The organism is Carnobacterium sp. CS13 (assembly GCF_016653495.1).
In the GTDB taxonomy this organism is placed as follows: Bacteria; Bacillota; Bacilli; order Lactobacillales; family Carnobacteriaceae; genus Carnobacterium_A; species Carnobacterium_A antarcticum.
On sequence record NZ_CP067364.1, the window covers coordinates 103,795 to 126,758 of the forward strand.

The 22,964-nt window shown below is 37.9% G+C and carries 18 protein-coding genes and 2 pseudogenes; 14 read left to right on the forward strand and 6 right to left on the reverse strand.

The genetic code is table 11. The annotated features are described in order from the left end of the window. The first annotated feature begins 32 nt into the window (after nucleotides 1-32). The 4 genes from JHE06_RS00485 to JHE06_RS00500 all read left to right on the forward strand — a co-directional run bounded on the left by JHE06_RS00485 (nucleotide 33) and on the right by JHE06_RS00500 (nucleotide 4,881). On the forward strand, nucleotides 33-1,013 hold the full coding sequence (locus JHE06_RS00485) for a ribose-phosphate diphosphokinase (protein ID WP_058919661.1): 981 nt from the start codon (nucleotides 33-35) through the stop codon (nucleotides 1,011-1,013). Between the two features lie 173 nt (nucleotides 1,014-1,186). Beyond that, nucleotides 1,187-1,618, forward strand: coding sequence for a NusG domain II-containing protein (locus tag JHE06_RS00490; RefSeq protein ID WP_201088982.1), 432 nt, complete (start codon nucleotides 1,187-1,189; stop codon nucleotides 1,616-1,618). A 242-nt stretch (nucleotides 1,619-1,860) separates the two neighbouring features. Continuing rightward, on the forward strand, nucleotides 1,861-3,501 hold the full coding sequence (locus JHE06_RS00495; RefSeq protein ID WP_201088983.1) for a peptide ABC transporter substrate-binding protein: 1,641 nt from the start codon (nucleotides 1,861-1,863) through the stop codon (nucleotides 3,499-3,501). A 36-nt stretch (nucleotides 3,502-3,537) separates the two neighbouring features. Then, nucleotides 3,538-4,881 carry a M20 family metallopeptidase gene (locus tag JHE06_RS00500; protein WP_201088985.1) on the forward strand — a complete coding sequence of 448 codons (1,344 nt, stop codon included), beginning with the start codon at nucleotides 3,538-3,540 and terminating at the stop codon, nucleotides 4,879-4,881. A gap of 56 nt (nucleotides 4,882-4,937) precedes the next feature. On the opposite strand, the gene JHE06_RS00505 is transcribed toward JHE06_RS00500, so the two are convergent. Continuing rightward, nucleotides 4,938-5,915: an L-lactate dehydrogenase gene (locus tag JHE06_RS00505; protein ID WP_058919665.1), complete on the reverse strand. Its 978-nt coding sequence runs from the start codon at nucleotides 5,913-5,915 to the stop codon at nucleotides 4,938-4,940. 311 nt (nucleotides 5,916-6,226) lie between these two features. Between JHE06_RS00505 and pth the strand changes: the two genes are divergently transcribed. The 8 genes and pseudogenes from pth to JHE06_RS00545 all read left to right on the forward strand — a co-directional run bounded on the left by pth (nucleotide 6,227) and on the right by JHE06_RS00545 (nucleotide 16,496). Continuing rightward, a complete protein-coding gene (gene pth / locus JHE06_RS00510; RefSeq protein ID WP_058920300.1) occupies nucleotides 6,227-6,793 on the forward strand; it encodes an aminoacyl-tRNA hydrolase in 567 nt (188 codons plus the stop codon). A gap of 97 nt (nucleotides 6,794-6,890) precedes the next feature. Further along, nucleotides 6,891-10,415 (forward strand): transcription-repair coupling factor, encoded by a 3,525-nt coding sequence (gene mfd / locus JHE06_RS00515; protein WP_201088987.1) that lies wholly within the window; start codon nucleotides 6,891-6,893, stop codon nucleotides 10,413-10,415. Nucleotides 10,416-10,484: 69 nt separating this feature from the next. Further along, on the forward strand, nucleotides 10,485-12,071 hold the full coding sequence (locus JHE06_RS00520) for a putative polysaccharide biosynthesis protein (RefSeq protein ID WP_201088989.1): 1,587 nt from the start codon (nucleotides 10,485-10,487) through the stop codon (nucleotides 12,069-12,071). A 9-nt stretch (nucleotides 12,072-12,080) separates the two neighbouring features. Beyond that, the gene (locus JHE06_RS00525; protein ID WP_201088991.1) at nucleotides 12,081-13,136 is read left to right on the forward strand and encodes a MazG nucleotide pyrophosphohydrolase domain-containing protein; all 1,056 of its coding nucleotides are present in this window, start codon (nucleotides 12,081-12,083) and stop codon (nucleotides 13,134-13,136) included. Then, nucleotides 13,133-13,402, forward strand: a complete 270-nt coding sequence (locus tag JHE06_RS00530) for an RNA-binding S4 domain-containing protein (protein WP_058919669.1) — start codon at nucleotides 13,133-13,135, stop codon at nucleotides 13,400-13,402. Before JHE06_RS00525 ends, JHE06_RS00530 begins: the two co-directional genes overlap by 4 nt. 788 nt (nucleotides 13,403-14,190) lie before the next feature. Next, complete coding sequence (locus JHE06_RS00535; protein ID WP_236253526.1) at nucleotides 14,191-15,090, forward strand: glycine betaine ABC transporter substrate-binding protein; 900 nt, start codon at nucleotides 14,191-14,193, stop codon at nucleotides 15,088-15,090. A gap of 377 nt (nucleotides 15,091-15,467) precedes the next feature. Continuing rightward, a pseudogene (arr, locus tag JHE06_RS00540) lies at nucleotides 15,468-15,883 on the forward strand (NAD(+)--rifampin ADP-ribosyltransferase). Between the two features lie 454 nt (nucleotides 15,884-16,337). After that, nucleotides 16,338-16,496, forward strand: a complete 159-nt coding sequence (locus tag JHE06_RS00545) for a hypothetical protein (RefSeq protein WP_156413286.1) — start codon at nucleotides 16,338-16,340, stop codon at nucleotides 16,494-16,496. Between the two features lie 453 nt (nucleotides 16,497-16,949). Here the strand turns inward: JHE06_RS00545 and JHE06_RS00550 are convergent, their stop codons facing one another. Together JHE06_RS00550 and JHE06_RS00555 are read right to left on the reverse strand one after the other, a co-directional pair. Continuing rightward, the gene (locus tag JHE06_RS00550; protein WP_058919673.1) at nucleotides 16,950-17,213 is read right to left on the reverse strand and encodes a hypothetical protein; all 264 of its coding nucleotides are present in this window, start codon (nucleotides 17,211-17,213) and stop codon (nucleotides 16,950-16,952) included. 146 nt (nucleotides 17,214-17,359) lie between these two features. Further along, nucleotides 17,360-17,803 carry an Hsp20/alpha crystallin family protein gene (locus JHE06_RS00555; protein WP_201088995.1) on the reverse strand — a complete coding sequence of 148 codons (444 nt, stop codon included), beginning with the start codon at nucleotides 17,801-17,803 and terminating at the stop codon, nucleotides 17,360-17,362. Between the two features lie 201 nt (nucleotides 17,804-18,004). Here JHE06_RS00555 and relB point away from each other — a divergent pair, with 201 nt between their 5' ends. Both relB and JHE06_RS00560 read left to right on the forward strand, forming a co-directional pair. Beyond that, a complete protein-coding gene (relB, locus tag JHE06_RS12110; protein WP_236253527.1) occupies nucleotides 18,005-18,235 on the forward strand; it encodes a type II toxin-antitoxin system RelB family antitoxin in 231 nt (76 codons plus the stop codon). Continuing rightward, nucleotides 18,236-18,508: pseudogene (locus tag JHE06_RS00560) on the forward strand (type II toxin-antitoxin system RelE family toxin). 174 nt (nucleotides 18,509-18,682) lie between these two features. On the opposite strand, the gene JHE06_RS00565 reads toward JHE06_RS00560, so the two are convergent. The 3 genes from JHE06_RS00565 to JHE06_RS00575 all read right to left on the reverse strand — a co-directional run bounded on the left by JHE06_RS00565 (nucleotide 18,683) and on the right by JHE06_RS00575 (nucleotide 22,916). Next, the gene (locus JHE06_RS00565) at nucleotides 18,683-19,162 is read right to left on the reverse strand and encodes a hypothetical protein (RefSeq protein ID WP_201088997.1); all 480 of its coding nucleotides are present in this window, start codon (nucleotides 19,160-19,162) and stop codon (nucleotides 18,683-18,685) included. A 192-nt stretch (nucleotides 19,163-19,354) separates the two neighbouring features. Next, the gene (locus JHE06_RS00570; protein WP_201088999.1) at nucleotides 19,355-20,563 is read right to left on the reverse strand and encodes an MFS transporter; all 1,209 of its coding nucleotides are present in this window, start codon (nucleotides 20,561-20,563) and stop codon (nucleotides 19,355-19,357) included. An 814-nt stretch (nucleotides 20,564-21,377) separates the two neighbouring features. Further along, nucleotides 21,378-22,916 carry an ATP-binding cassette domain-containing protein gene (locus JHE06_RS00575; protein WP_201089001.1) on the reverse strand — a complete coding sequence of 513 codons (1,539 nt, stop codon included), beginning with the start codon at nucleotides 22,914-22,916 and terminating at the stop codon, nucleotides 21,378-21,380. Nucleotides 22,917-22,964 lie beyond the last annotated feature (48 nt).

Sequence of the window (22,964 nt, forward strand, 5' to 3'; positions counted from 1 at the left end):
ACTTTTTGCAAATAAAGAAAGTGGAGGTCACTATGTCAGAACATTATTTTGATCCAAAGTTAAAGATTTTTGCGTTAAACTCAAACAGACCCTTAGCGGAGAAAATTGCTAAAGAGGTAGGAGTAGAATTAGGAAAACTCTCAGTGGATCAGTTCAGCGATGGAGAAATTCGAATCAATATTGAAGAAAGTATTCGGGGAGACCATGTTTATATTATTCAGTCAACTTCTAGTCCAGTAAACGACAATTTGATGGAAATGTTGATTATGATCGATGCTTTAAAACGAGCAAGTGCTAAAACAGTCAATCTAGTGATTCCTTATTACGGCTATGCTAGACAAGACAGGAAAGCCCGTTCTAGAGAACCGATCACTGCAAAATTAGTTGCGAATATGATAACAGCTGCAGGTGCAGACCGTATTTTGACATTAGATTTACATGCTTCTCAAATTCAAGGGTTTTTCGATATGCCAGTAGATCACTTATTAGGTGCTTCTCTTTTGGCGAACTACTTCTTAAATTGCGGACTTGCAGAAGAAGATGTCGTGGTTGTTTCACCAGATCATGGTGGAGTAACACGTGCGCGTAAATTAGCGGAATTCTTAAAAGCGCCGATTGCTATTATCGACAAACGTCGTCCAAAAGCAAACGTTGCGGAAGTCATGAATATTATTGGTTCAGTTGAAGGTAAAAAATGTATTTTGATCGATGACATGATTGATACCGCTGGAACGATCACGTTAGCTGCTAAAGCATTGCAAGAAGCTGGCGCAACGGAAGTTTATGCTTGTTGCACACATCCTGTTTTATCTGGCCCAGCGATTGAACGCATTCAAAATTCTGCAATCAAACAATTGGTGGTTACAGACTCTATTTATCTCCCTGAAGAGAAGAAAATTGATAAAATCGTTGAAATTAGTGTCAGTGCATTATTGGCCGATGCTGTGACGCGGATTCATGAAAATAAATCTGTCAGCCCACTTTTTGAAAGAAAATTTAAAGAAACACGCTAAAGTTTACCGTAATTTTAAAAAACGTGATGAGAGGTTAAACAGCTTCTGATCGCGTTTTTTGTTTAGAGTAAAGCGAAGGTGTCTTTACTTATTGGGAAATATCAGTTGCTTGTTCAAATCAGCCAAAGCAATCGTTTAGCTGAAGAGCTTTAGAATGAACGGAGCCAATCAATATGACTAATTTTAAAAAATATGCCAAGCTCGTTCGTCCGCTAGATGTCGTCATCGTCGTACTGTTAATGATCGGTTCGTTTATTCCGCATTATATTTTTGGAAGACAAACGCGTTCGATCGATGAAACAAGTGAAGTCGTTGCGGTCATCTCTATTGATGGCGAAGAAGTAAAGCGAGTGCGACTATCAGAAGAGACACCGCATGAACAATTTACGTTTCATCCGGCAGAGGGGCAATACAACATCATTGAAGTAGACGGAAAAAAGATTCGAAATAAAGAAGACAATAGTCCGGATCAAATTGCAGTAAAAACAGGTTGGATCAGCAAACCAGGAGAAACAAGTATTTGTTTGCCGCACAAACTCATTATTGAGATAAAAGCTGATTCTCCGATTGAAGATTCTGAAGACGATATCATTGTGCCTTTGTAGAAATTGAAGAAACGAGCGGAAGTTGGGACCAAAGCGAGAAAATGCTTTGGTTCCAACTTTTTTTGTTGAATAAAAAGCGACGATACTCTGTAATATACAGTATATTTGTATATATTTCATTTAAATAACAAAAAAGCGGGTTAATATTGTATATTTATAATAAATAGTGTATGATAGTGAAAAGATTTAAACGACTGATAGAAGTATGGGGATACGACTAAAAAGAATAGGGAGGAAGAACAATGAAAAAAGCAACTTTTTTTGCCGCAGCGTTGTTTATTTTAGGGGGATGTACAGCAGGAGAAGCAAATGGAGAAGATAGCGTCAGCGGAGCTGGTGAGACAAACTCGGAGCAGACGCTGCACTTGAGTGTTAAGTCTGAATTGCCTACGATCGACCCGGCTTTATCACAAGATACGATTAGTTTTACGGCTTTGAATCAAGTGATGGAAGGCTTGTACCGCTTAGATACACAAGAAAATCCGATTCCGGCTTTGGCTGAAGGGGAGCCGAAGATCAGTGAAGACCAATTAACATATACCTTTACTTTAAAACCAGAGTTAAAATGGTCAGATGGAAGCGAATTAACGGCTCATGATTTTGAATTTGGCTGGAAACGTATCGTTGACCCGGCTACTGCAGCCAATTATTCTTTTGTGATGACAGATATTAAAAACGCTTCAACAATCTTAGCTGGCGAAGCAGAAGTCGATAGTTTAGGGATCGAAGCGTTAAGCGATTCAGAACTTGAAATCACATTAGAAAAGCCAGTAGAAAATTTCTTGAAATTAATTACTAAACCAACTTTCTCTCCTCAGAAAGAAACTTTTGTTACTGCTGAAGGTTCTGGGTTTGGGACGAGCAGCGATTCTGCTCTTTATAATGGGCCGTTTGTCTTAAAAGATTGGGATGGTACAGGTTTATCTTGGACCTACGAAAAAAATAATCAGTATTGGGATCAAGAAAACGTAGCGTTAACCACTGTGACCAACCAAGTGATCAAAGAAACGTCGACAGGATTGAATCTATACAATAACGGCCAAATCGATCTGGTTACTTTAACTGGAGAATTTGCCCAACAATACAACCAAGATCCTGAATTTATGGCTCCGTTAACGGCCAAATCGGTTTACTTAGAACTGGATCATGTTAACAACCCAGCCTTAAAAAACAAAAGCTTAAGAGAAGCACTTGCTTCAGCTATTTCACGTGAAGAATTAACCGAAAGCATCATTGCTAATGGATCTAAACCCATTGGGGGACTAGTGACTAGCGGATTAGTCGAAGACCCTCAAACCGGTGAAGATTTCAGAGAAACAGCTGGTTCTTATTTAGATTATGATCCGGAAACAGCGGCTCAGCTATGGGAAACGGCCCAGCAAGAATTAGGGGTCTCAACAGTCGAATTGCAATTAGTAGCAGATGATGATGAAGTTACAAAAAAAGTGAGCCAATATTTACAAAATACGATTGAAGAAAATCTGGCAGGTGTAAAAATTACGATTAAAAGTGTTCCTTTCAAGAACCGCATCGAACTAGGCGATAATGGCGATTTTGATTTGTTGTTGTCTGGTTGGGGTGCAGATACGAACGATACCAATAATTTTTTAAGTTTGTTCTTATCCGGTTCTGTCTTTAACGGCGGAAAATATTCTAATGAAGATTATGATGCTTTAGTTGAAGCCTCAATGGGAGAAGACAGCGGAGATCCAGCTAAAAAATGGGCCAATGATTTAGCGGCTGAAAAAATCCTGTTAGAAGATGCAGGAATCATCCCGCTTTACCAGCAGGCACAAGCTATGTTGTTAAGAAGTTCCGTTAAAAATTACCATATGAGTCAAATCAACAGTGTAAACTTAAAATATGTATCAATTGAAGAATAGAAAAACTAAAAACCAAAAAGGGGACTGTTTATTTATATGGAAACTTGGGTAACGGAAAAGCATCAAAAAGAAAGTTTAGCTGCATTAAAACGCTTGATCGATATTCCCTCTGTGAATACCGCTGATGGAACCAGCTTCCCGCCATTTGGGAAAGCGATCGAAGACTGTTTGACAGAAGCATTAGTCATTTGTGAAGCCTTGGGAATGACTACTTATCATGATCCAGCAGGTTTCTATGGTTATGCTGACTATGGAGAAGGGGAAGAGTTGATTGCTATTTTATGTCATTTGGATGTCGTTCCGGCCGGCGATTTAGCTCTGTGGGAAACAGATCCTTTTCAAGCAGTCGTGAAAGACGGCGTTATGTACGGACGCGGCAGCCAAGACGATAAGGGACCGACGATTGCGGCTTTGTATGCCTTTAAAGCGGTCGTGGATGCTGGATTTACTTTTAATAAACGCATCCGGTTTGTTTTTGGAACAGATGAAGAAACATTATGGCGGTGCATGGCGCACTACAATTTAAAAGAAGAACAGCCGACAAAAGGATTTGTACCAGATAGTGCATTCCCGGTAACATATGCTGAAAAAGGTCTGTTGCAAGCTAAGCTGGTAGGACCTGGAAGCTCTGCTTTTGCACTGGATTGCGGCGATGCTTTTAATGTCGTGCCAGGCAATGCACAGTACCAAGGTCAAGATGCTCAACAAGTAAGTCAAAAATTAGTTGAATTGGACATCAGCCAGACACTTGCAAATCAGACAGTTACAGTGAGCGGCAAAGCTGTTCACGCGAGTGCTGCTGGACAAGGAATAAATGCAATCAATCAATTGGCAACAGGTTTGGTCCAAGTGCATCCGCATCCAATCCTGCAATTTTTAGCCGAAAAAGTTGGTGCAGAAACGAATGGTTTCAGGATCTTTGGCGAAGTGAAAGATGAGATGACGGGAGAGCTGACCTTTAATGTGGCTACGATCAAAGTAGATGAAACAAAGTCGGAAATAGAATTGGATTTACGTATCCCGGTCAGTTACCCAGCAGCAGATTTGGCAGCTATTCTTGAAAAAACGGCTGCGGCTTACGGGTTAACGTATGAAGAATTTGACCATGTACCGGCTTTATATGTTCCGAAAGAAAGCGACCTCGTTCAAACGCTGATGGCGATCTATCAAAATAAAACAGGAGATAAAGCCCAGCCGCTCACTTCAGGTGGAGCTACTTATGCCCGAACCATGAAAAATATGGTTGCTTTTGGCGCCCATTTTCCTAATACCAAAAGTTTGGCTCATCAGGCTAACGAAGGCATTGTTTTAGCTGAATTGTTTCAAGCAATGGATATTTATGCTGAAACCATCGTGCAATTGTGCTGCGAAGAAGAATAATAAAACCCTCTCAACCAAGGATGAAACTACCTTGATTGGGAGGGTTTGTCATTGAATTAATTTGTTTCTTCGTCTAACTTTTTCATAGCGTCTTGAGTAATCTTACGCAGCGTATCAGCTGAATGGTTCATTTTTTCTTTTTCGGCATCGTTTAACGGAATTTCGATGACTTGTTGAATGCCTTGGCGGTTTACGATCGCCGGTGCTCCGATAAAGATGTCTTCCTGTCCGTATTCGCCATCTAAATAGACTGAAAGAGGCAGAACAGAGTTTTCATCATTTAAAATGGCTTTGGTGATTCGAGTCATTGAAACGGCAATCCCGTAAAACGTTGCCCCTTTTTTCTCGATGATATCGTAAGCGGCATCGCGAACGTTAAAGAAGACATCGACTAATGCGGCTTCGTCAACTCCCGGATTGTCTTTGATCCATTCATAGATCTGCAGTCCGGCAATGTTGGCATGAGACCAAACAGGAAATTCTGTATCGCCGTGTTCTCCTAAAATATAGCCATGGACATTTCGTGCATCTACCCCTACTAGTTTAGCAATAGCTTGACGGAAACGCGCACTGTCCAAAGAGGTTCCTGAACCGATGATACGGCTTTTCGGCAAACCAGAGAATTTCCAAGTTGCATACGTCAAGACATCGACTGGGTTGGTCGCTACTAAGAAAATACCGTCGAAGCCGCTGGCCATAACTTGATCAATAATCGTTTTAAATATTTTTAAGTTTTTTTGAACTAAATCTAACCGGGTTTCACCAGGTTTCTGAGCAGCGCCTGCTGTAATAACGACGATATCTGCATCATGGCAGTCGCTGTAGCTGGCGGAATAAATTTTTTTAGGGGAAGTAAAGGCTAGTGCGTGGGAAAGGTCCATTGCGTCGCCTTCTGTTTTGTCGGTATCGATATCAATAATCCCAAGTTCTTGAGCAATGTTTTGTGTAACCAGAGCAAAAGCGTAACTTGAACCTACCGCTCCATCACCTACAATAATGATTTTTTGATGATCTTTTATTTCAGATTTAACCATATCAAATTTCCTCCTTAATAAACTTTGTCATACAAAGCAAGTATACCAGTTCACAAGCGAAAGAGGCAATAGAAGTCTTATTTTGGCCGATTTTTAATGGCGGGCTGAAAAAGAAAAAAACAGCTGTAGTGAATGTTCATCGAAGCCAAACAGTCTTGTTCCTATTCACAATTAAAATATGGTATACTAGACGAAATTGTTTCTGGACGATAAAAACTTCGTGCAGCGCTTTTTTGCGTACATTTGCAAAAAGGATCGGCTGTAAAACAGCGAATAAAAATGACTAATTAAACAGATGGAGAAGGTAAATGATGAAGATGATTGTGGGTTTAGGGAATCCAGGTTCAAAATACGCAAACACAAAACACAATATTGGTTTTATGGCTTTGGATGAATATGCGAAGCAGCAAAATTTGGCATTTAATAAAAGCAAATTTGAAGCAGTATATACCGAAGCGTTTATCGGAACGGAAAAAGTTCTATTGGTCAAACCTCAGACCTTTATGAATGACTCTGGACGAGCGGTTCGACCGTTGATGGACTACTTTAATGTTGCACTAGAGGATTTAGTAGTCATTTACGATGATTTAGATTTGCCGCTCGGTAAAATCCGGTTGCGTCAAAAAGGCAGTGCAGGAGGCCACAATGGCATTAAAAGTTTGATCCAACACCTTGGAACTGCAAACTTTAATCGTATTCGAATCGGAATCGACCGTCCTTATGCCAGTCAAACGGTCGTTAACCATGTATTGAGTGGTTTTCCAAAGGAACAACAAGAAGATGTGCTGTTCTCGATAAAAGACAGCGTGGCAGCGATAGAGTATTGGGTCAATGGCCACAATTTTCTTGATACAATGAATCAGTACAACAAAAAATAGCATAAACGTATATGGAAGCCCAGTGAGAATGTCTGAGCTTCTTTTACCATCTAAAAAATAAAATGAACAACATACATTAAGCAGAGGAGTCTTTACAGTGGGAGATATCAAAAAAATACTAGCCGAATCACCTGATGTCGGAGAGCTGCTGGCCCAAATCGGGGAACAGCATACACAGCTGGTCACTGGTTTATCTGGATCAGCCAGAACCTTAGTTATCAGCACTATTTTAGAAAAAAAGAAGCGGCCAATTGTTTTGGTAACGCACAATTTATTTCATGCCCAGCAATTAATGGAAGACTTTTCTGGGCTTGTAGAGGAAGAAAAACTACATTTGTTTCCGGTTGAAGAAATGTTGTACGCCGAAATGTCGATTGCTTCACCTGAAGCAAGGACAGACCGGGTAGCTGCCTTGAATTTTTTACTTTCCGGCAAGCCAGGAATCGTTATTGTGCCTTTAGCTGGAGTAAGGAAGCTTTTACCGCCTAAAGAAATCTGGAAAGCTGCTCGTTTTGAAGTTAAGCCAGGCGGCGAATTGGATCCGACTCCTTTAGCACGAAAACTAGTGGATATGGGTTACGTGCGCCAACAATTAGTTGGAAGCCCAGGAGAGTTCAGTATCCGGGGCGGAATCATCGATATTTATCCTTTAACAGAAGAACACCCGGTTCGAATCGACTTATTTGATACAGAAATTGATTCTTTGCGTTACTTTGATGCAGATAACCAACGTTCGATTCGAAATATTGATGCGATTACGATTTTACCGGCTATCGATACGTTATATACACATGATTTGCTGACAGCAGCGGCGCCAAAGTTTTCTCAAGCGGTAGAACGCAACTTGGGTTTGATCCAGCATGCAGAAGACCGACAAATTTTCACTAGAAATTTAACGCCTGTGGTGGATGCTTTCGATAAAGGAGAGCCCACAGATGAACTAGCGATGTTTACTGATTTCGTTTACCCTGAACGCACGAGTATTTTAGATTATATCCATAAAAAAAGCGTCGTGATCTTGGATGAATACCCTCGTATTTTGGAAACCGAAAGACGGTTAAGCGAAGAAGAAGCAGAATGGGCGACTGAAAAATTAGCAGAACGCCGTATTTTGCAAAAACAAGCTTTTTCAAATGATTTCCGTGCCAAAATGAAAGAGATAAAACAAGATGTTTTGTATTTTTCTTTATTTCAAAAAGGAATGGGAAATCTCCGGTTTTCACATATCCATCCATTCCAATACCGCAATATGCAGCAGTTTTTTGGTCAGATGCCCTTATTGAAAACGGAGATGGAACGTTGGATCAAACAAAATAACACGGTTATTGTAATGGTACCCAACGCTGAACGGGCCGATAAAGTAAATCAGATTTTTAAAGACTTTGAGATCGTCAGCAAAGTAGTGAAACCAAACCGTATAGAAATTGGAAAAGTACAGGTTATGGAAGGTTCTATCCAAAACGGTTTTGAACTGCCGCAAGACAAATTGGTCGTGTTGACTGAAAGAGAATTATTCAATAAAATCACTAAAAAAATAGCCAGACGACAAACATTATCCAATGCAGAACGCTTGAAAAGCTACAGTGAATTAAACCCAGGCGATTTCGTCGTGCATGTCAATCACGGAATCGGAAAATACATGGGAATGGAAACTTTAACGATCAATGGTGTTCACCAAGACTATATGTCCATCATTTATAAAGACGATGCAAAATTATTTATTCCGGTAACGCAATTAAACTTATTGCAAAAATACGTTTCTTCAGAAGCTAAGACCCCTAAGATCAATAAACTAGGCGGGACAGAATGGGCGAAGACGAAGAAAAAAGTAGCCAGTAAAATTGAAGACATTGCCGATGATTTGATTGAATTATATGCAGCACGTGAAGCAGAAGTGGGTTATGCGTATGCACCGGATAGTGAGTACCAAGAAGAATTCGAAAATGCTTTTCCTTATACTGAAACAGATGATCAATTGCGTAGCACAGCCGAAATCAAACACGATATGGAAGGCAAAAAACCGATGGATCGTTTATTAGTCGGTGATGTGGGTTATGGTAAAACAGAAGTAGCCATGCGGGCGGTTTTTAAAGCGGTTCAAGAAGGCAAGCAAGCAGCATTCTTGGTTCCGACAACGATTTTAGCACAGCAGCATTATGAAACCATGATTCAGCGGTTTGCTGATTTTCCAGTGGAAATTGGTTTATTGAGCCGTTTCCGAACGAAGAAACAACAAGAAGAAACGATTGCGGGCTTAAAAAAAGGCCAAGTAGATATTGTAATCGGAACACACCGCGTTTTATCGAAAGATATTGAATTCCAAGATCTGGGACTCTTGATTGTTGATGAAGAACAGCGTTTCGGCGTGAAACACAAAGAAAAATTAAAACAGCTGAAAGCTCAAGTGGATGTACTGACACTGACCGCGACGCCGATCCCAAGAACACTGCACATGTCAATGTTAGGTGTGCGGGATCTATCTGTGATCGAAACGCCGCCGGCTAACCGTTACCCGGTTCAGACTTACGTGATGGAGCAAAATCTAGGAGCGATTCGAGAAGCGATCGAACGCGAAATGGCACGCGGCGGACAAGCTTTTTACTTGTACAATCGTGTCGCGACCATTGAGAAAAAAGTAGAAGAATTGCAAATGCTGGTACCGGAAGCTCGAATCGGTTATGCGCATGGGCAAATGTCAGAAGGCCAATTAGAAAATATCCTCTTCCAATTTATTGAAGGCGAATACGATGTTTTAGTGACCACTACGATTATAGAAACCGGAGTAGACATACCAAACGTCAATACGTTATTTGTCGAGAATGCAGACCATATGGGCTTATCGCAGCTTTACCAATTGAGAGGGCGTGTAGGACGAAGCAACCGCGTAGCCTATGCCTATTTCTTGTACCAAGCGGATAAAGTTTTGAACGAAGTGAGCGAGAAACGACTGCAAGCCATCAAGGATTTCACTGAATTGGGATCAGGATTCAAAATTGCGATGCGGGACTTATCGATTCGCGGCGCGGGAAATCTATTAGGCTCACAACAACACGGTTTCATTGATTCAGTCGGGTTCGATTTGTATTCAGAAATGTTAAGTGAAGCTGTTGCCCGTAAACGAGGACTTGGAAATAAAGAAGAGAAAACCCAAGTAGAAATCGATTTAGGCATTGATGCTTATTTGCCAGGCAGTTACATTGAAGACGAACGTCAAAAAATCGAAATCTATAAACGCATTCGAGAGCTGCACGACGAAGAAACGTATACTCTCTTGCAAGATGAAATCATTGATCGATTTGGCGAATACGCTGATGAAGTAGCCGATTTGCTGACGATTGGATTAATTAAAATGTACAGTGAACAAGCCTTGGTCGAAACGATCAAACGGACGGACGATCACATCGACTTAACCTTTTCGGTATCTGGCACGAACTCATTGCCGGCCGAAGAAATTTTTAGAGCCTTAAGTGAAGTCTCTTTGAAAGCTAATATGGCTGTGAAAAAAGAACAGTATGTGGTCACTTTGCAAATTGGAAAAGAATATACGTATCAATGGCTGAACGCTATCCAAAAATTCGTGAAAGCCATCACGCTTTACCGCAAAGAAAAAACAGCTGCTTAATGCTTGAACACCTAGACTGGAAACAAGGCAACGAGAAAAATCCTATCTGTGGAATTTAGGAGGCTTTATGTGAGCAATCAACAAATGAAAAAAATGATGAACGGCGCTTTACTACTGTCTTTAGCAGCTTTGATTGCCAAAATACTAAGTGCTGTATACCGCGTGCCGTTTCAGAATATGGTCGGCAATACCGGGTTTTATGTTTATCAACAAGTTTACCCTATTTACGGCATCGGCATGACGATTGCTTTAAATGGTTTCCCCGTTTTTTTGTCCAAAGTCTTTGCCGAAACCAAAAGCAGCGAGCAGCAAAAAAAAGTGATGAAAAAATCCTTTTTGTTGCTGAGCATCGTTTCAATTGGCTTGTTTTCGTTTAGTTACTTTGGCGCAAAAATGATTGCTCAAGAAATGGGTGATGCGCAACTAACGCCGATCATTCAATCGGTTGCGTGGCTGTTTTTGCTGGTACCCGTATTGGCAACGGGACGCGGTTATTTTCAAGGTACTTTTCGCATGCTGCCGACTGCTGTGTCACAAGTCATCGAACAAGTTGTGCGGGTGGCTGTTATTTTGACTGCGGCTTTTCTGTATACCCGCATTGGATGGGACGATTATCAGATGGGTGCAGCGGCTATGAGCAGTTCTTGGATTGCTGGGTTAGCTGCTTGTATCGTTTTAGGAGTCGCGTTTTTTAGAACAACTAAACAAAGTGATAGCGAACTAGCTATTGATTCAGAGCAATCCGTCTCGATTGGTTACGGTTCGTTGGCAAAACGGTTTATGACGGAAGGATTAGCTATTTGCTTGCTGAGTGCAATGCTGATTTTATTGCAATTGGTAGATTCATTCACTTTGTACAAAGGGTTGATTCAAGCTGGAGAATTGCCTGAATTAGCTAAAAATGCTAAAGGAATCTACGATCGCGGCCAGCCGTTAGTTCAATTGGGAATGGTGGTGGCTACAGCTTTTTCAGCCAGTTTAGTTCCGGTATTGAGCCGAGCGTTTGTCCAAAGACGGGAAGTAGAATTTTTTCGAGCAGCACATTCGCTGATTCGCATCACGATGACGTTTGCGATGGCCGCAACCACTGGGTTAGTGGTGCTGATGCCTTACCTTAACCATTTATTATTTGGCGATCGTTCTGGAGTACTGGTATTGTGTGTCTATGTCGGGGCCGTTTTTTTGGCTTCCTTGATCGGGGCTTACAATGCGATCCTTCAAAGCCGGGACCAGCACTATTTGACAATGGTGGCGCTGTTTATAGGGATTCTGGTAAAATGGATCTTGAACAGCTGGTTCGTTGAGAAATTTGGAACATTAGGTGCTAGTTTAGCAACAGATGCTAGTTTAGCCGTCATCTTAGCGGTAATTTTACTGGGAGCGCCTAGTCCCTTAAAGAGAAGTTTAGTGAAAGACCAATTTGGATTGCACTTGATTTACAGCAGCGCCGTGATGGCTTTAGCCGTCTGGTTGGTTACACAAGGGATCAGTCGCTTCTTATTTAGCGGTATGCACCGCGTCGATTCTTTTTTGGTCGCACTGATCGGGATCGCTGTCGGAATCATCGTGTTTGTTTATAGTTTATTTAAGTGGGATGTTTTGACCGTTCGCGAATGGTTATCGCTTCCTTTTGGGAAAAAGATATTAAGAAAGTAGGCGAAGCAAATGGGGAAAATTACGGTAGTTGGTTTAGGACCGGGAGATATGGCGCAATTGCCGATGGGGGTTTACCAATTATTGAAAGGGACTCAACCCATTTTTTTACGGACCAAATTGCATCCAGTTGTTGAAACACTCGAGCAAGAAGGGCTAGAATTCGAATCATTTGATGCAGTTTATGAAGCAAATGCCCAGTTCGAAGGAGTTTACGAAAAAATCGTGCAGCAGTTAATAGAAGCAGCTAAAACACAAGATATCCTTTATGCTGTTCCAGGCCACCCAATGGTTGCTGAAAAATCGGTCCAATTGCTGCTTGAAAAAGAACCTGCAATAGAAGTGGAGATCAAAGGCGGAAAGAGTTTTCTGGATGATTTGTTTCAAGCCGTCCGAATCGATCCGGTCGAAGGTTTCCAACTTTTGGATGCACTGGATTTAAATCAAGACGAATTAGAATTGGGACAGCATATCATCGTGATGCAAGTCTTCAATGAGTATATTGCCAGTGAAGTCAAACTGACGTTAATGGAAAAATACCCAGATGATCACCTCGTTGCACTGGTTCATGCAGCAGGAAGCCAAGCAGAAAAAGTCGAATGGGTGCCGTTATTCGAAATGGACCGGATGGAAGGCGTGCACAATTTAACGTCTCTATACGTTCCGCCGTTAGCACAAGATGAACAAACGAAGTCTTTCCAAACCTTGCAATATTATATGGATGCTATTACAGGTGAAGGTGGAGATGTTTGGATAAAAGAACAAACCCATGAAAGCCTGTTGCCGTATTTGCAAGAAGAAACAGCTGAATTCATTGAAGCAGTAGAAAAAGAAGACAACGAAAATATGGTCGAAGAATTAGGCGATATTTTGATGCAGGTACTTTACCATACCAGTTTTGGAGAACGTTCCGGTTATTTTTCACTGGAAGAAGTATTGGAAACTGTTAATAAAAAGCTGCGCAGACGTCACCCACATGTATTTGATGGTGTTAAAGCTGAAACGGTGGAAGAAGTCGATGTCTTGTGGCAAAAAATAAAAGCAGAAGAAAAGAGGGATTTACAATGAGATTAGATAAATTTCTAAAAATTTCGCGCATTATCAAACGACGCACGATCGCTAAAGAAGTTGCAGATAAAGGCCGTATTCAAATCAACGGTTTGACAGCTAAGTCTTCATCAGAAGTAAAAGTCGGCGATGAGCTGACCATCAATTTCGGCAATAAGACCTTAGTAGTGAAAATTGAAAAAATCGTTGAATCAACGAAAAAAGAAGAAACCAAAGAAATGTATAGCATTATCAGCGAAGAATCAAAATCAAACGGTGCTTTTTAAGCAGTTTCAGCAGTTGCCTGCGTGTTTGCTTGTGAAAAGCCATGGGACCGCCTGGAGCCCCTTTGGGTCTCCAGGTTTTCAAGCCTCAAACGAAGCGTAAACGCTTCGTAATTCGCATTGAATCCTTTTCATGGCTACAAGCAGCCACTATTCCTCCAAAAATTTCAAGATTGTAGCATAGTCATTTCACTTACCAACACCCAAAATGATAGAACCATTACATTTAGCAATATCAAAAGGGATAAAACCATAAGAAGATCTTAAATGCTCTAATAAGAGTACTTGAGATCTTTTTTTTATTGTTTTATTCGTTTTTCAGCAATCGTATAAACTATTTTTTATCTCTTTTTCCGATAACAACAATTTGGGTTAATTCAACTCCCTTTATACTTCTCTAAAAACGAGAGGAGGAAAAAGAATGTGTAAGGGTAAATGAATATATGAAATTAAATCTATTTCACACCTCACTTTTAAGGCTCAGCACATGCTGTCTAGCTCTTCTTGTAGTAGATTTGAATCTAAAAATCATTCATGTTACGCTTTTAAGGTCTATAAAAATCGATGACCTACTCTCAAAAAAGGAGGTCTTAAGATTATAATACTTACAAGTTAACGGATTCCTAAAGTATTGGAATGCTGATTGTACATAGGGTTATCGGAGATGAAGAAATAATGAACGAAAAATAAACTAAGTATTCTTGCCAGTACTTTTAACGATTATGTTGATAAGGACTGGAAATTAGTCGAATAAAAAAGGAGAATGCTTTTTAACATAAATGGAGGAAAGTATGATAAACGCAAAATCTATTGGAATGGCTCTTGGATTATCTACTGCATTACTATTAGTTGGGTGTGGAAATGGTGAAGATACAAAAAATGAGGCAAATGAAAGTGTAAGCGAACAAGTGGATTACGCTATTACAGGCATTGAACCTGGAGCGGGAATAACTAATATGGCACATCAGACTTTAGAGGAATATGAAAATCTGGAAGGTTGGGAACTTGAAGAAAGTTCAACTGGAGGTATGCTGACATTGCTGGACCAAGCAATCGATAATGAAGAACCTATTGTTGTAACAGGGTGGGCCCCGCACTGGATGTTCTCAGAATACGATTTGAAATATCTAGAAGACCCGAAAGGAACCATGGGGGATATCGAGAGTATTCATACTATTGCAAGGCTAGGGTTTGAGGAAGAAATGCCTGATGCCTATAAAATTCTTGATGCTTTCCATTGGGAAGTAGAAGATATGGAAACCGTAATGTTTGAGGCACAAGACACTTCTTTTGAAGAGGCTGCGACGAATTGGGTAGAAGCGAACCAAGACAAAGTGGACGAGTGGCTGGAAGGCACTGAAAAAGTGAATGGCGAAAAAATAAAACTGGTGTCAACACCATGGGATACAGAAAAATCTTCTGGTCTTGTTGCGGAAGCCGTATTAGAACAACAAGGCTATGACGTGACAGTAACAGACGTTGATCCTGCAGTTTTGTTTGAGGCGATTGCAAATGGGTCAGCAGATGCATCCCTTGCACCGTGGTTGCCAACAACACATGCTTCTTTTTATGAAAAACACCAAGATAATATGGTTGATTTGGGTGAAAACTTAATAGGAGCAAAAAATGGATTAGTTGTTCCAGCCTATATGGATATTGATTCCATCGAAGATTTAGAACCAAAAAAATAATAAACCAGTAAGGAGAATGGGACGAAAAGCGTTTAGACTCGAGTCTTCTAATAACGCATGCCTTATCTCTAAGGTAGCTAAAGCTACAACAGGTGTAACAAAATGGACGCTCGGACTGAAGTTTGGAGTATGTTCTAGGATAATTATGTGAATATAAAAAAGCAGCAAACTTAAATAAATTAGGTTTGCTGCTTTTTATACTCATTCGACTTTTTTTCGTTTACGCAAAAATTTTGCTGACAGGTTGATTACCGTTAATATCTTACTCTCTACTTACAGTATAACATCATCTGATAGCTATTTATAGACTACTTTTTTACCCATCCTTTCCCTTATACTGATATAAGCAAATCAAAAAGTATAAGGGGTGTATTTATATGAACGACAATAAAAATATCTTAGATCCTGGTCCATTCTTTCATGGTACTAAAGCAAAACTGGAAATCGGAGATATGCTTGAACCTTTACGCTCATCCATTATCAAGATAAAAAATCTAACTATATCTATTTTACTGCAACGTTAGATGCTGCTAAATGGGGTGCCGAATTAGCGAAAGCTAAATCGAAAGAGAGGATTTATATCGTAGAACCATTAGGTGATTTTGAAAATGATCCCAACTTAACTGACAAAAGATTTCCCGGAAATCCAACACGTTCTTATAGGTCTAAATTTCCTTTGAAAATAATAGCTGAATTAAGTTCATGGGAAAGACATTCTGATGAAGAAATAGATTATATGCTTTTATCTATAAGAAAGTTAAGTGAACAAGGAGAAAATGTGATATACGATTAATTCTCCTATTCTTAGAACTCTCGAAAAAAAGAAGTCTTAGTACTTAACCAGAGGTGATAAACCGATGGTTATTGATATAAACTACAGATTTGATTTAAAATTGGTTAGTAGAAGAACGTTTTCTTCTAGTGTTGTGCAACTAATTTATAATCAAATAAGAATTAATAATACTCGCTTCTTCCATGATTGGCACATGCCCATCCTTTTAAAAACTTTTGCTGAAAATAGTTCTGATTATCAGGAGAAGCTATCGCAACTACTTCAGTGGGATACTTGCCTTGGATAGAGCGCTACAGGTTCTACGTCAAAAAGCATTTCTGCACTGTTACTGTGTTCAAGTTTATTCCTTTTTGGATGCCAAAGTGAAGGAGATAGCACTGTCATTACAAATGAGGGTGAAGAAATCACTATCGTTCCAGAAGACCAAAGAATTTATCTGGATGAAAATACTTTTATGGATGGAAGCGACTACTACAAAGTAACTCAAGATAAAGAAGGTAGAAAAAATCAAGAAAGTGAAATAGACGTTGATGGAAAAGATTATTATTTATTGTATATTTTTCCCAATCCAGACGATGATACGAAAGTAGATTTATATTACGAAGAATACTAATAAACGACAACATTAAATTAAGGAAGTGAGATAACTCTCTACTAAAACACCTATGAGTGTTAATTTAGATGTTTATGGGTAATGGATTTTTACGGTGACGTATTTGATGTAGAAAATAGTAAACTGATTACACATGATGAAAAGGTATTTGACTGCGAGGTGGTTATTTTTAATAAAGAAACAAACTGATCCAATACACTTAAGGAAAAACAGTCAGATAGAAATAGAAAAAATGACTGATGATTTTCAACAAATTGTAATGCATGAAATTAGATAGAATAACGTATTGCAATATTGAATTGTAAAAAAGACCTATTCGCAACTGGTAGTTGCGAATAGGTCTTTTTTATTTGATAGATATTGCTTTGTTCACTGTCAATGGTATTATCTTATTTTAGAATCTGTTTTCGGATGAGCTATCGCCATCTTTTTGGAAGAATATCTTTATTTTTTTTATAACCAAATGTCATATTCTTCAAATTCTTTTTCAAATTTATCCATTTCTTTTTCATCATATTTTTCATATTTATTTACGTCGTGTAATAATTTTTTTATTTCATGAATCGCTTTTTTTTCCTCGTACCATTTTTTTAGACTATGTTTTCTATAATTACTTGCATCTATATCCTCTAATTTAGCTAGATTACCGTCTAATTTCTCGATTATAGTAGTTAAATCATTCAAAAGGTGTTCTTTTCTTTTTTCATAGTTAGCCATTATAATCTCTCCTTTATTGAATTAGGTATATCTAATGCTTTATTTAAAGATAGAAAGTTGTCATTTTCCTGCTAAGAAGTATCAATACTATACAAAAGTGCATTCTTTTTGTGAAAGACGCTTACTTATTGAAGAAGCTCTCTTTTTTACTCGATACTAATTTGTTTTTTAGTAGTATTTTCACTATTTAATTTTGGCATGATCAAAGTTAATACACCATCGGTATAGTTTGCTTTAGCCTTTTCTTCATCTACATTTGTTAGATAGAATTGACGAGTCATACTACCGTATGAACGTTCTCTTTTAATAAATTGACCTTCATCATTTTTTTTACTTTTTTCTTCTTGTCTTTTAGCCTGAATCGTTAAAACATCGTGATGGTAGTCAATAGAGATATTTTCTTTATCAAAACCAGGCAAATCAATTTTTAATTCATATTTTTGATCTGTTTCGTGAACATCTGCTTTGAAGTTGCTTCTTGTAAGAGATGAAGGGACCTTATCTAATAAAGAAAAATCTTCATCAAGTAAAGATGGGAAGAAATCAGTGAGTGTTGGAAAATCATCTTTTTTACGTAAATTATTTGCCATTTTTATTCACTCCTTAAAGATTTAATTTCTTACAAAATTTATTATATTTATTTTGCTGAAAGATTCAAGTGAAAAAGTATATTTTTTTAAAAAAATATAATCGATTTTTTTCTACTAATGCACTCTAAATCCATTAATGGACGGTTATAAATGGCAGCGAAAATACAATAAGATAAAGCCTTAGTCAGCTTCTATTTAGGGTTGATTCTACTGACTGTAATATCACTAAGGATTGATACTCAAGAAGAGAAATTAATAAAAGAATATGCTAAGGCTAATAACATTTCTGTCTCTGCTTTATTTAGAAATGCTGTTCTAGAAAAAAATGAAGATGAAATTAATTTGGGGTTACATAATCAAGCTATGACGAAGCATAAAAAAAATCCTCAAAGAATTTCTTTCGAAGACATGCTAAAGGAGCTATCTGATTAGATGAACTCAGGTTATCAAGTAGAGTTTGAAAAAGGAGCTCAAAAAGCATTTAAAAAAACAGATAAACATCAATCCCACTTAATTATGGGATAGGTTCAAAAAAATCTAGTGAACTGTACAGATTCTAGGCAGCATGGAAAAGGATTAGCAGCCAATCGTTCAGGAGAATGGCGGTACAGAATTGGAGACTATCGCTTAATAGCAGATATTAACGACGATACGGTAACTATTTTGATGTTAGAGATTGGTCATAGAAAAGATAGTTACAAATAAAGACAGCGTTTTTTATGTTTACGAATTGCAACCAAATAAGTCCTTTAACACTTTTATTCTAGTGTTAGAGGACTTATTTCTTTTTTTAATACATGAGATTGCTTAAAATAATGTATCGAAAATCTTGTTTAATCATTGGTGAATTTATTTAAAAGTTATAGTTATATAGTTTAACTAGTTATTAATATAATTAAAATATCTAATTTCATCTGCACCAATCTCAACGTCAAAGGCTAATTTTTGTTGTGAATTAAAGGTTATATATTCACCTTCATATTCGCCAAAATTATAGCTGGAATTAGTATTTTTAGGATATCCATAGAGATAACATACGACTTTTCCATCTTTAACAAATACAATTTGATTCATATTATCATTTACAGATTCATTTATGTTATCCCATTTATATCCAACAACTTTATATATATTTTCTTTTTTAGTGTATGGTGCAAAGCTATAAAGAGTGTCCCATTCAAAGGGAGTCCATTTTGAAAAGTCATCAATAGCCGTTGGAGCGCTGATATTATCAGTTGAATCTTCTAATTTACTAGCATTTATCTCCCATATATCTTTTTTGAATGGACCAAAAATAAGAATTATCGTAATAACTATACCTGTTAAAATAGTCAATAAAAGTACATTCTTTTTTTTCATAAAAATCCCCATTCCAGTATGAATTTATTTGTTATAACGTACTTATATCATAAGCTTTATTCTCTTTTAATTCTATGATTGCTATAACTATTAAATTATTCCCGACACATGAATCACATAAAATAATATATCCAGAAAACAAGGTTCTTTTTTATAAAAAAACTCCCTTATCTTTCAAGGGAGTGATCGTAATTAGCTTGATTTTTCAACAGAAAACACACGATGATTTATAGCGGCGTAAATAGCTGCTATTCCTAATAATACCGCTGAAACAATAAAAGATATGCGTACATCCCATATTTCAGTAAGAGCACCAAATAGTAAAGAAGAAATCGCAAATAATAAAGACACTAATGCACTTTGTACGGCATAAATCTTAGGAAGTTCTTCGGTACTAGCTGATTTTTGAAGAAATGTATTAGAAGCAATAGCTTTTAGTTGTTGGGAAATTCCATTGAGTCCTGCAAAAAAAAGTGACAACCAAGCAATCGTTGTTAAACCAAAAAGAAGAGTTAAGATACTAATTCCAAATGAAAAAGTAATCAAAACATACTTAAGGTTTTTTTCGAATGCCAAAGTAAAATAGGAGCATATAAACCCACCCACAACCATTCCAACAAAAAATGAGGTATTGATATATCCCCACCAAGCTTCAGATTTACCAAGAACTTCGCTCACGAAAACGTAAAGTATAGAAGCAATCCATACAACGTTTGCAAAAGCTTCAAATACTATAATCACATGTAGACTTTTGTATAATGGACTTCTCCAAACAATTTGCCATCCTTCTTTCAATTCACCGCTCCGACGACCCTCGGAGAATTTTCTTTTAAATTTGATTGGATCAATAATTCTAGTCATCAGTACGGTAGCTATTAGATACAAGGCTACCGTAATTAAAATGACATTTTGACCGCTTAAAAGTGCAACAACTAATCCCCCAAGTGCCCATCCGCCTAGATTAACTGTTTCGCTAACAATGGAGAAAAAGCTATTAGCTTTCACAAGCTCATTTTCTGCAACTAAACGCGGTAGCATGGCTTGACTTGCAGGCGCTGCCCATCCGTCTAAAAATGCAATCACAAATACAAAACTTATAATCACAAGCACGTTTGACGTTAGATTTAACGCTAAGATAATCGCTAGAAAAAATAGTAAGAGTGTCTTACTTGCCTGCGAATAAATGATCAGTGATTTTAATGAATATCGATTTAACAATAGTGGAGAAAGTAATCCACTGATAAAACGGCCGAACATATTGAAAAAAGGAACTAACGCTAATATAAATGGTGATTCTGTTGAGATGTATAATATTGATATAAGCCCCACGATATAAAAAATATCACCTAAATTGGCCATTGATTGTCCGATCCAAAGAAAACGGAAGGATTTGTTTTTCATTCTTACTACCCCTTTATAATTAAAATTTGTGTCTTATTATCACAGGGTAGTTTTTACATGTATGTTATCCCTCCTTAAATCTATTATTATTCGTTACAAAGTCAAAAAAAAGTAAAACTTAACTCACTAAGTGTTTGGAACAAACAAAATTTATAGGGTAGTAAGAATGATTATGTATTACTAGTATACGTTAAGAAGGATTATGATAGTTGTTATTTGTTTAATTAATTTAGATTTTGTTTAGATACATGGAATTCTATAAAATCGTGTATCTATAACCCTATGCGAATAAGGTTCTCTTTTTGTCAAGGGCTCCAATACATGATTTCGTGATGTTAATAGATATAAGTATGTATTTTTTTGTGAGAAGAGATGTCCATTTAATGAGTGACATCGTCCAACCTTTAAGAACGCAGCAAGAAACTAACCACTTTTTATTTTGTTTGAGACGAAACAAAAATTTTCGTTATTAATGTAAGTAGCCTTAAATCCAGAGAATTATTTGTTTCCCCAGCACTAAAGACGGTCATTTAGAAGTCAATATAATTTATCAAATGTTTCAGAAAGTAACTACACTATTGGAAGGGGAAGGGACGCACACGGAGATGAAAAACTTTGGCCACAGCAAAAAGCACTAAACCCTATATCGGGATCAATGAAAATGAAATCAGCGAAACATCGTTAAACTGTAGACTAGGTTTTTAATATTTACCAATTAAAGAGAGGAGGCAATATAAAAAGCCATCAAACCTTTTTTGTTTAAGGTTGATGACTTTTTTATTTAAACCATATTATCCATCACTTTTTGTAAGCTCTACTCAATTTCTACCCTGACCAATCCGTCTTTCTTTAATTCATACACTTGGTCACAAACCTCTTTTAAAAACATCCTGTCATGCGAAACCGTTATAATCGATCCTTCGAATCCTTTAAACAGTTTTCGTAATTCTGGTTGAGAAAGAGGTGAAAAATTCCGTGTGGGCTCGTCTAGAAGCAGCACGTTTTGTCCAGACAAATCGATTTTCAATAACAACAATTTTGCTTGTTGCCCTCCTGATAGTGATCGAATCGGATGATGCATTTCATCGGCTGTAAAACGCATGCTCCCTAGATAAGTCATCACTTGTGTGCGCTCTTCGCTGTCTCCTGTTTCGCTAAGGAACTCAACAGGTGTTTCATCCATACGTAAATAATCGGCATAATTTTGCGGCATATATCCAGCTGAAATATCTGTACGCTGACTTAATTCTGTCCACAATTGTTTCAACAGCGTACTTTTTCCAATCCCATTTTGTCCGATAATTCCTATTTTTTGAGGAGACCTAACGAGCAAATTCAGTGAATGGGCTAAAACTTTTTCCTCCAACTTCACACTTTTATTTTCCAAATGAAGTATGGTTTTATTTGCAGGAAGTGGTTTAACATTTGAGAATTTCACTAAGATAGCATCTGCTTTTAACGGAATATCTTCAAAGGTTTCTTTTTCACGCTCAAATCTTCTGCCCATAGATTTTACTGCATGCATTTTCTTTTTGAGTAACCTGCCACCAGCTGGATCTTGTCTTGAAATAGTTCCTTGTGCATGATGAACACTGCTCTCAACTTGCCGGTGTTTTTCCATTTGTTTTTGGTGTTCTTCACGCTGCTTACTGGCAATTTGAAATTGTTGTTCATAGTGTGCTTCTTTTTGTTCAATGTATTCTTTGTAGGATAAGTTTGATACTGTTGCGACTGGAATCGTCTTGTGCTGTAACAGCTCAAGCTGAATAACTTTGGTCGCTGTAGCAGCAAGTAAAGATTCATCGTGCGAAATGAAAATAATAGTTAACGGAGTGGATTTGATAAAATGTTCTAGCCATTGCACTGTATCGAGGTCCAAATCGTTGGAAGGCTCGTCCAGCAATAATAAATCAGGATCCGTTGAGAGTGCTTTTAGTAGCTGGACTTTGACTTTTTCGCCACCGGATAGACTACTTAACTGTTGTGAACTTGTTAATCGATCAGCATCAAATCCAAGTTGTCCCACTAATTGATAGAGCTTTTGGTAGTCAATATCCATAACGTCTGTCTGCCCGAAAAAGTACTGGTCAACTGTGAATTCCATATATTCTTGCGGTAAGGATTGTGGCAAATAAACCATACGACTGAACTGGTTGGTTATTTCTCCTTCTGCTTGGATATAGGATTCAATGCTTTGATCCCCCATAATCCATTTCAATAATGTTGACTTTCCGTTTCCTTCTTCGCCAATGATAGCTACTTTTTCCCCAGGGTTGACTATAAAGCTCAAGTCCTTAATAATTTCTTTCAAATCTGTCAAGTGGTGCAAGGTTAAATTTCTCACTTGTAACATAAAGTTTCCTCCTATCTAATAAAATAAAACAGACCGCCAGCAAGTTTC

Coding starts and splice junctions, on each gene's coding strand:
- JHE06_RS00485 (WP_058919661.1), top strand. CDS start 33: ATGTCAGAACATTATTTTGATCCAAAGTTAAAGATTTTTGCGTTAAAC.
- JHE06_RS00490 (WP_201088982.1), top strand. CDS start 1,187: ATGACTAATTTTAAAAAATATGCCAAGCTCGTTCGTCCGCTAGATGTC.
- JHE06_RS00495 (WP_201088983.1), top strand. CDS start 1,861: ATGAAAAAAGCAACTTTTTTTGCCGCAGCGTTGTTTATTTTAGGGGGA.
- JHE06_RS00500 (WP_201088985.1), top strand. CDS start 3,538: ATGGAAACTTGGGTAACGGAAAAGCATCAAAAAGAAAGTTTAGCTGCA.
- JHE06_RS00505 (WP_058919665.1), bottom strand. CDS start 5,915: ATGGTTAAATCTGAAATAAAAGATCATCAAAAAATCATTATTGTAGGT.
- pth (WP_058920300.1), top strand. CDS start 6,227: ATGAAGATGATTGTGGGTTTAGGGAATCCAGGTTCAAAATACGCAAAC.
- JHE06_RS00525 (WP_201088991.1), top strand. CDS start 12,081: ATGGGGAAAATTACGGTAGTTGGTTTAGGACCGGGAGATATGGCGCAA.
- JHE06_RS00530 (WP_058919669.1), top strand. CDS start 13,133: ATGAGATTAGATAAATTTCTAAAAATTTCGCGCATTATCAAACGACGC.
- JHE06_RS00535 (WP_236253526.1), top strand. CDS start 14,191: ATGATAAACGCAAAATCTATTGGAATGGCTCTTGGATTATCTACTGCA.
- JHE06_RS00545 (WP_156413286.1), top strand. CDS start 16,338: ATGGATGGAAGCGACTACTACAAAGTAACTCAAGATAAAGAAGGTAGA.
- JHE06_RS00550 (WP_058919673.1), bottom strand. CDS start 17,213: ATGGCTAACTATGAAAAAAGAAAAGAACACCTTTTGAATGATTTAACT.
- JHE06_RS00555 (WP_201088995.1), bottom strand. CDS start 17,803: ATGGCAAATAATTTACGTAAAAAAGATGATTTTCCAACACTCACTGAT.
- JHE06_RS00565 (WP_201088997.1), bottom strand. CDS start 19,162: ATGAAAAAAAAGAATGTACTTTTATTGACTATTTTAACAGGTATAGTT.
- JHE06_RS00570 (WP_201088999.1), bottom strand. CDS start 20,563: ATGAAAAACAAATCCTTCCGTTTTCTTTGGATCGGACAATCAATGGCC.
- JHE06_RS00575 (WP_201089001.1), bottom strand. CDS start 22,916: ATGTTACAAGTGAGAAATTTAACCTTGCACCACTTGACAGATTTGAAA.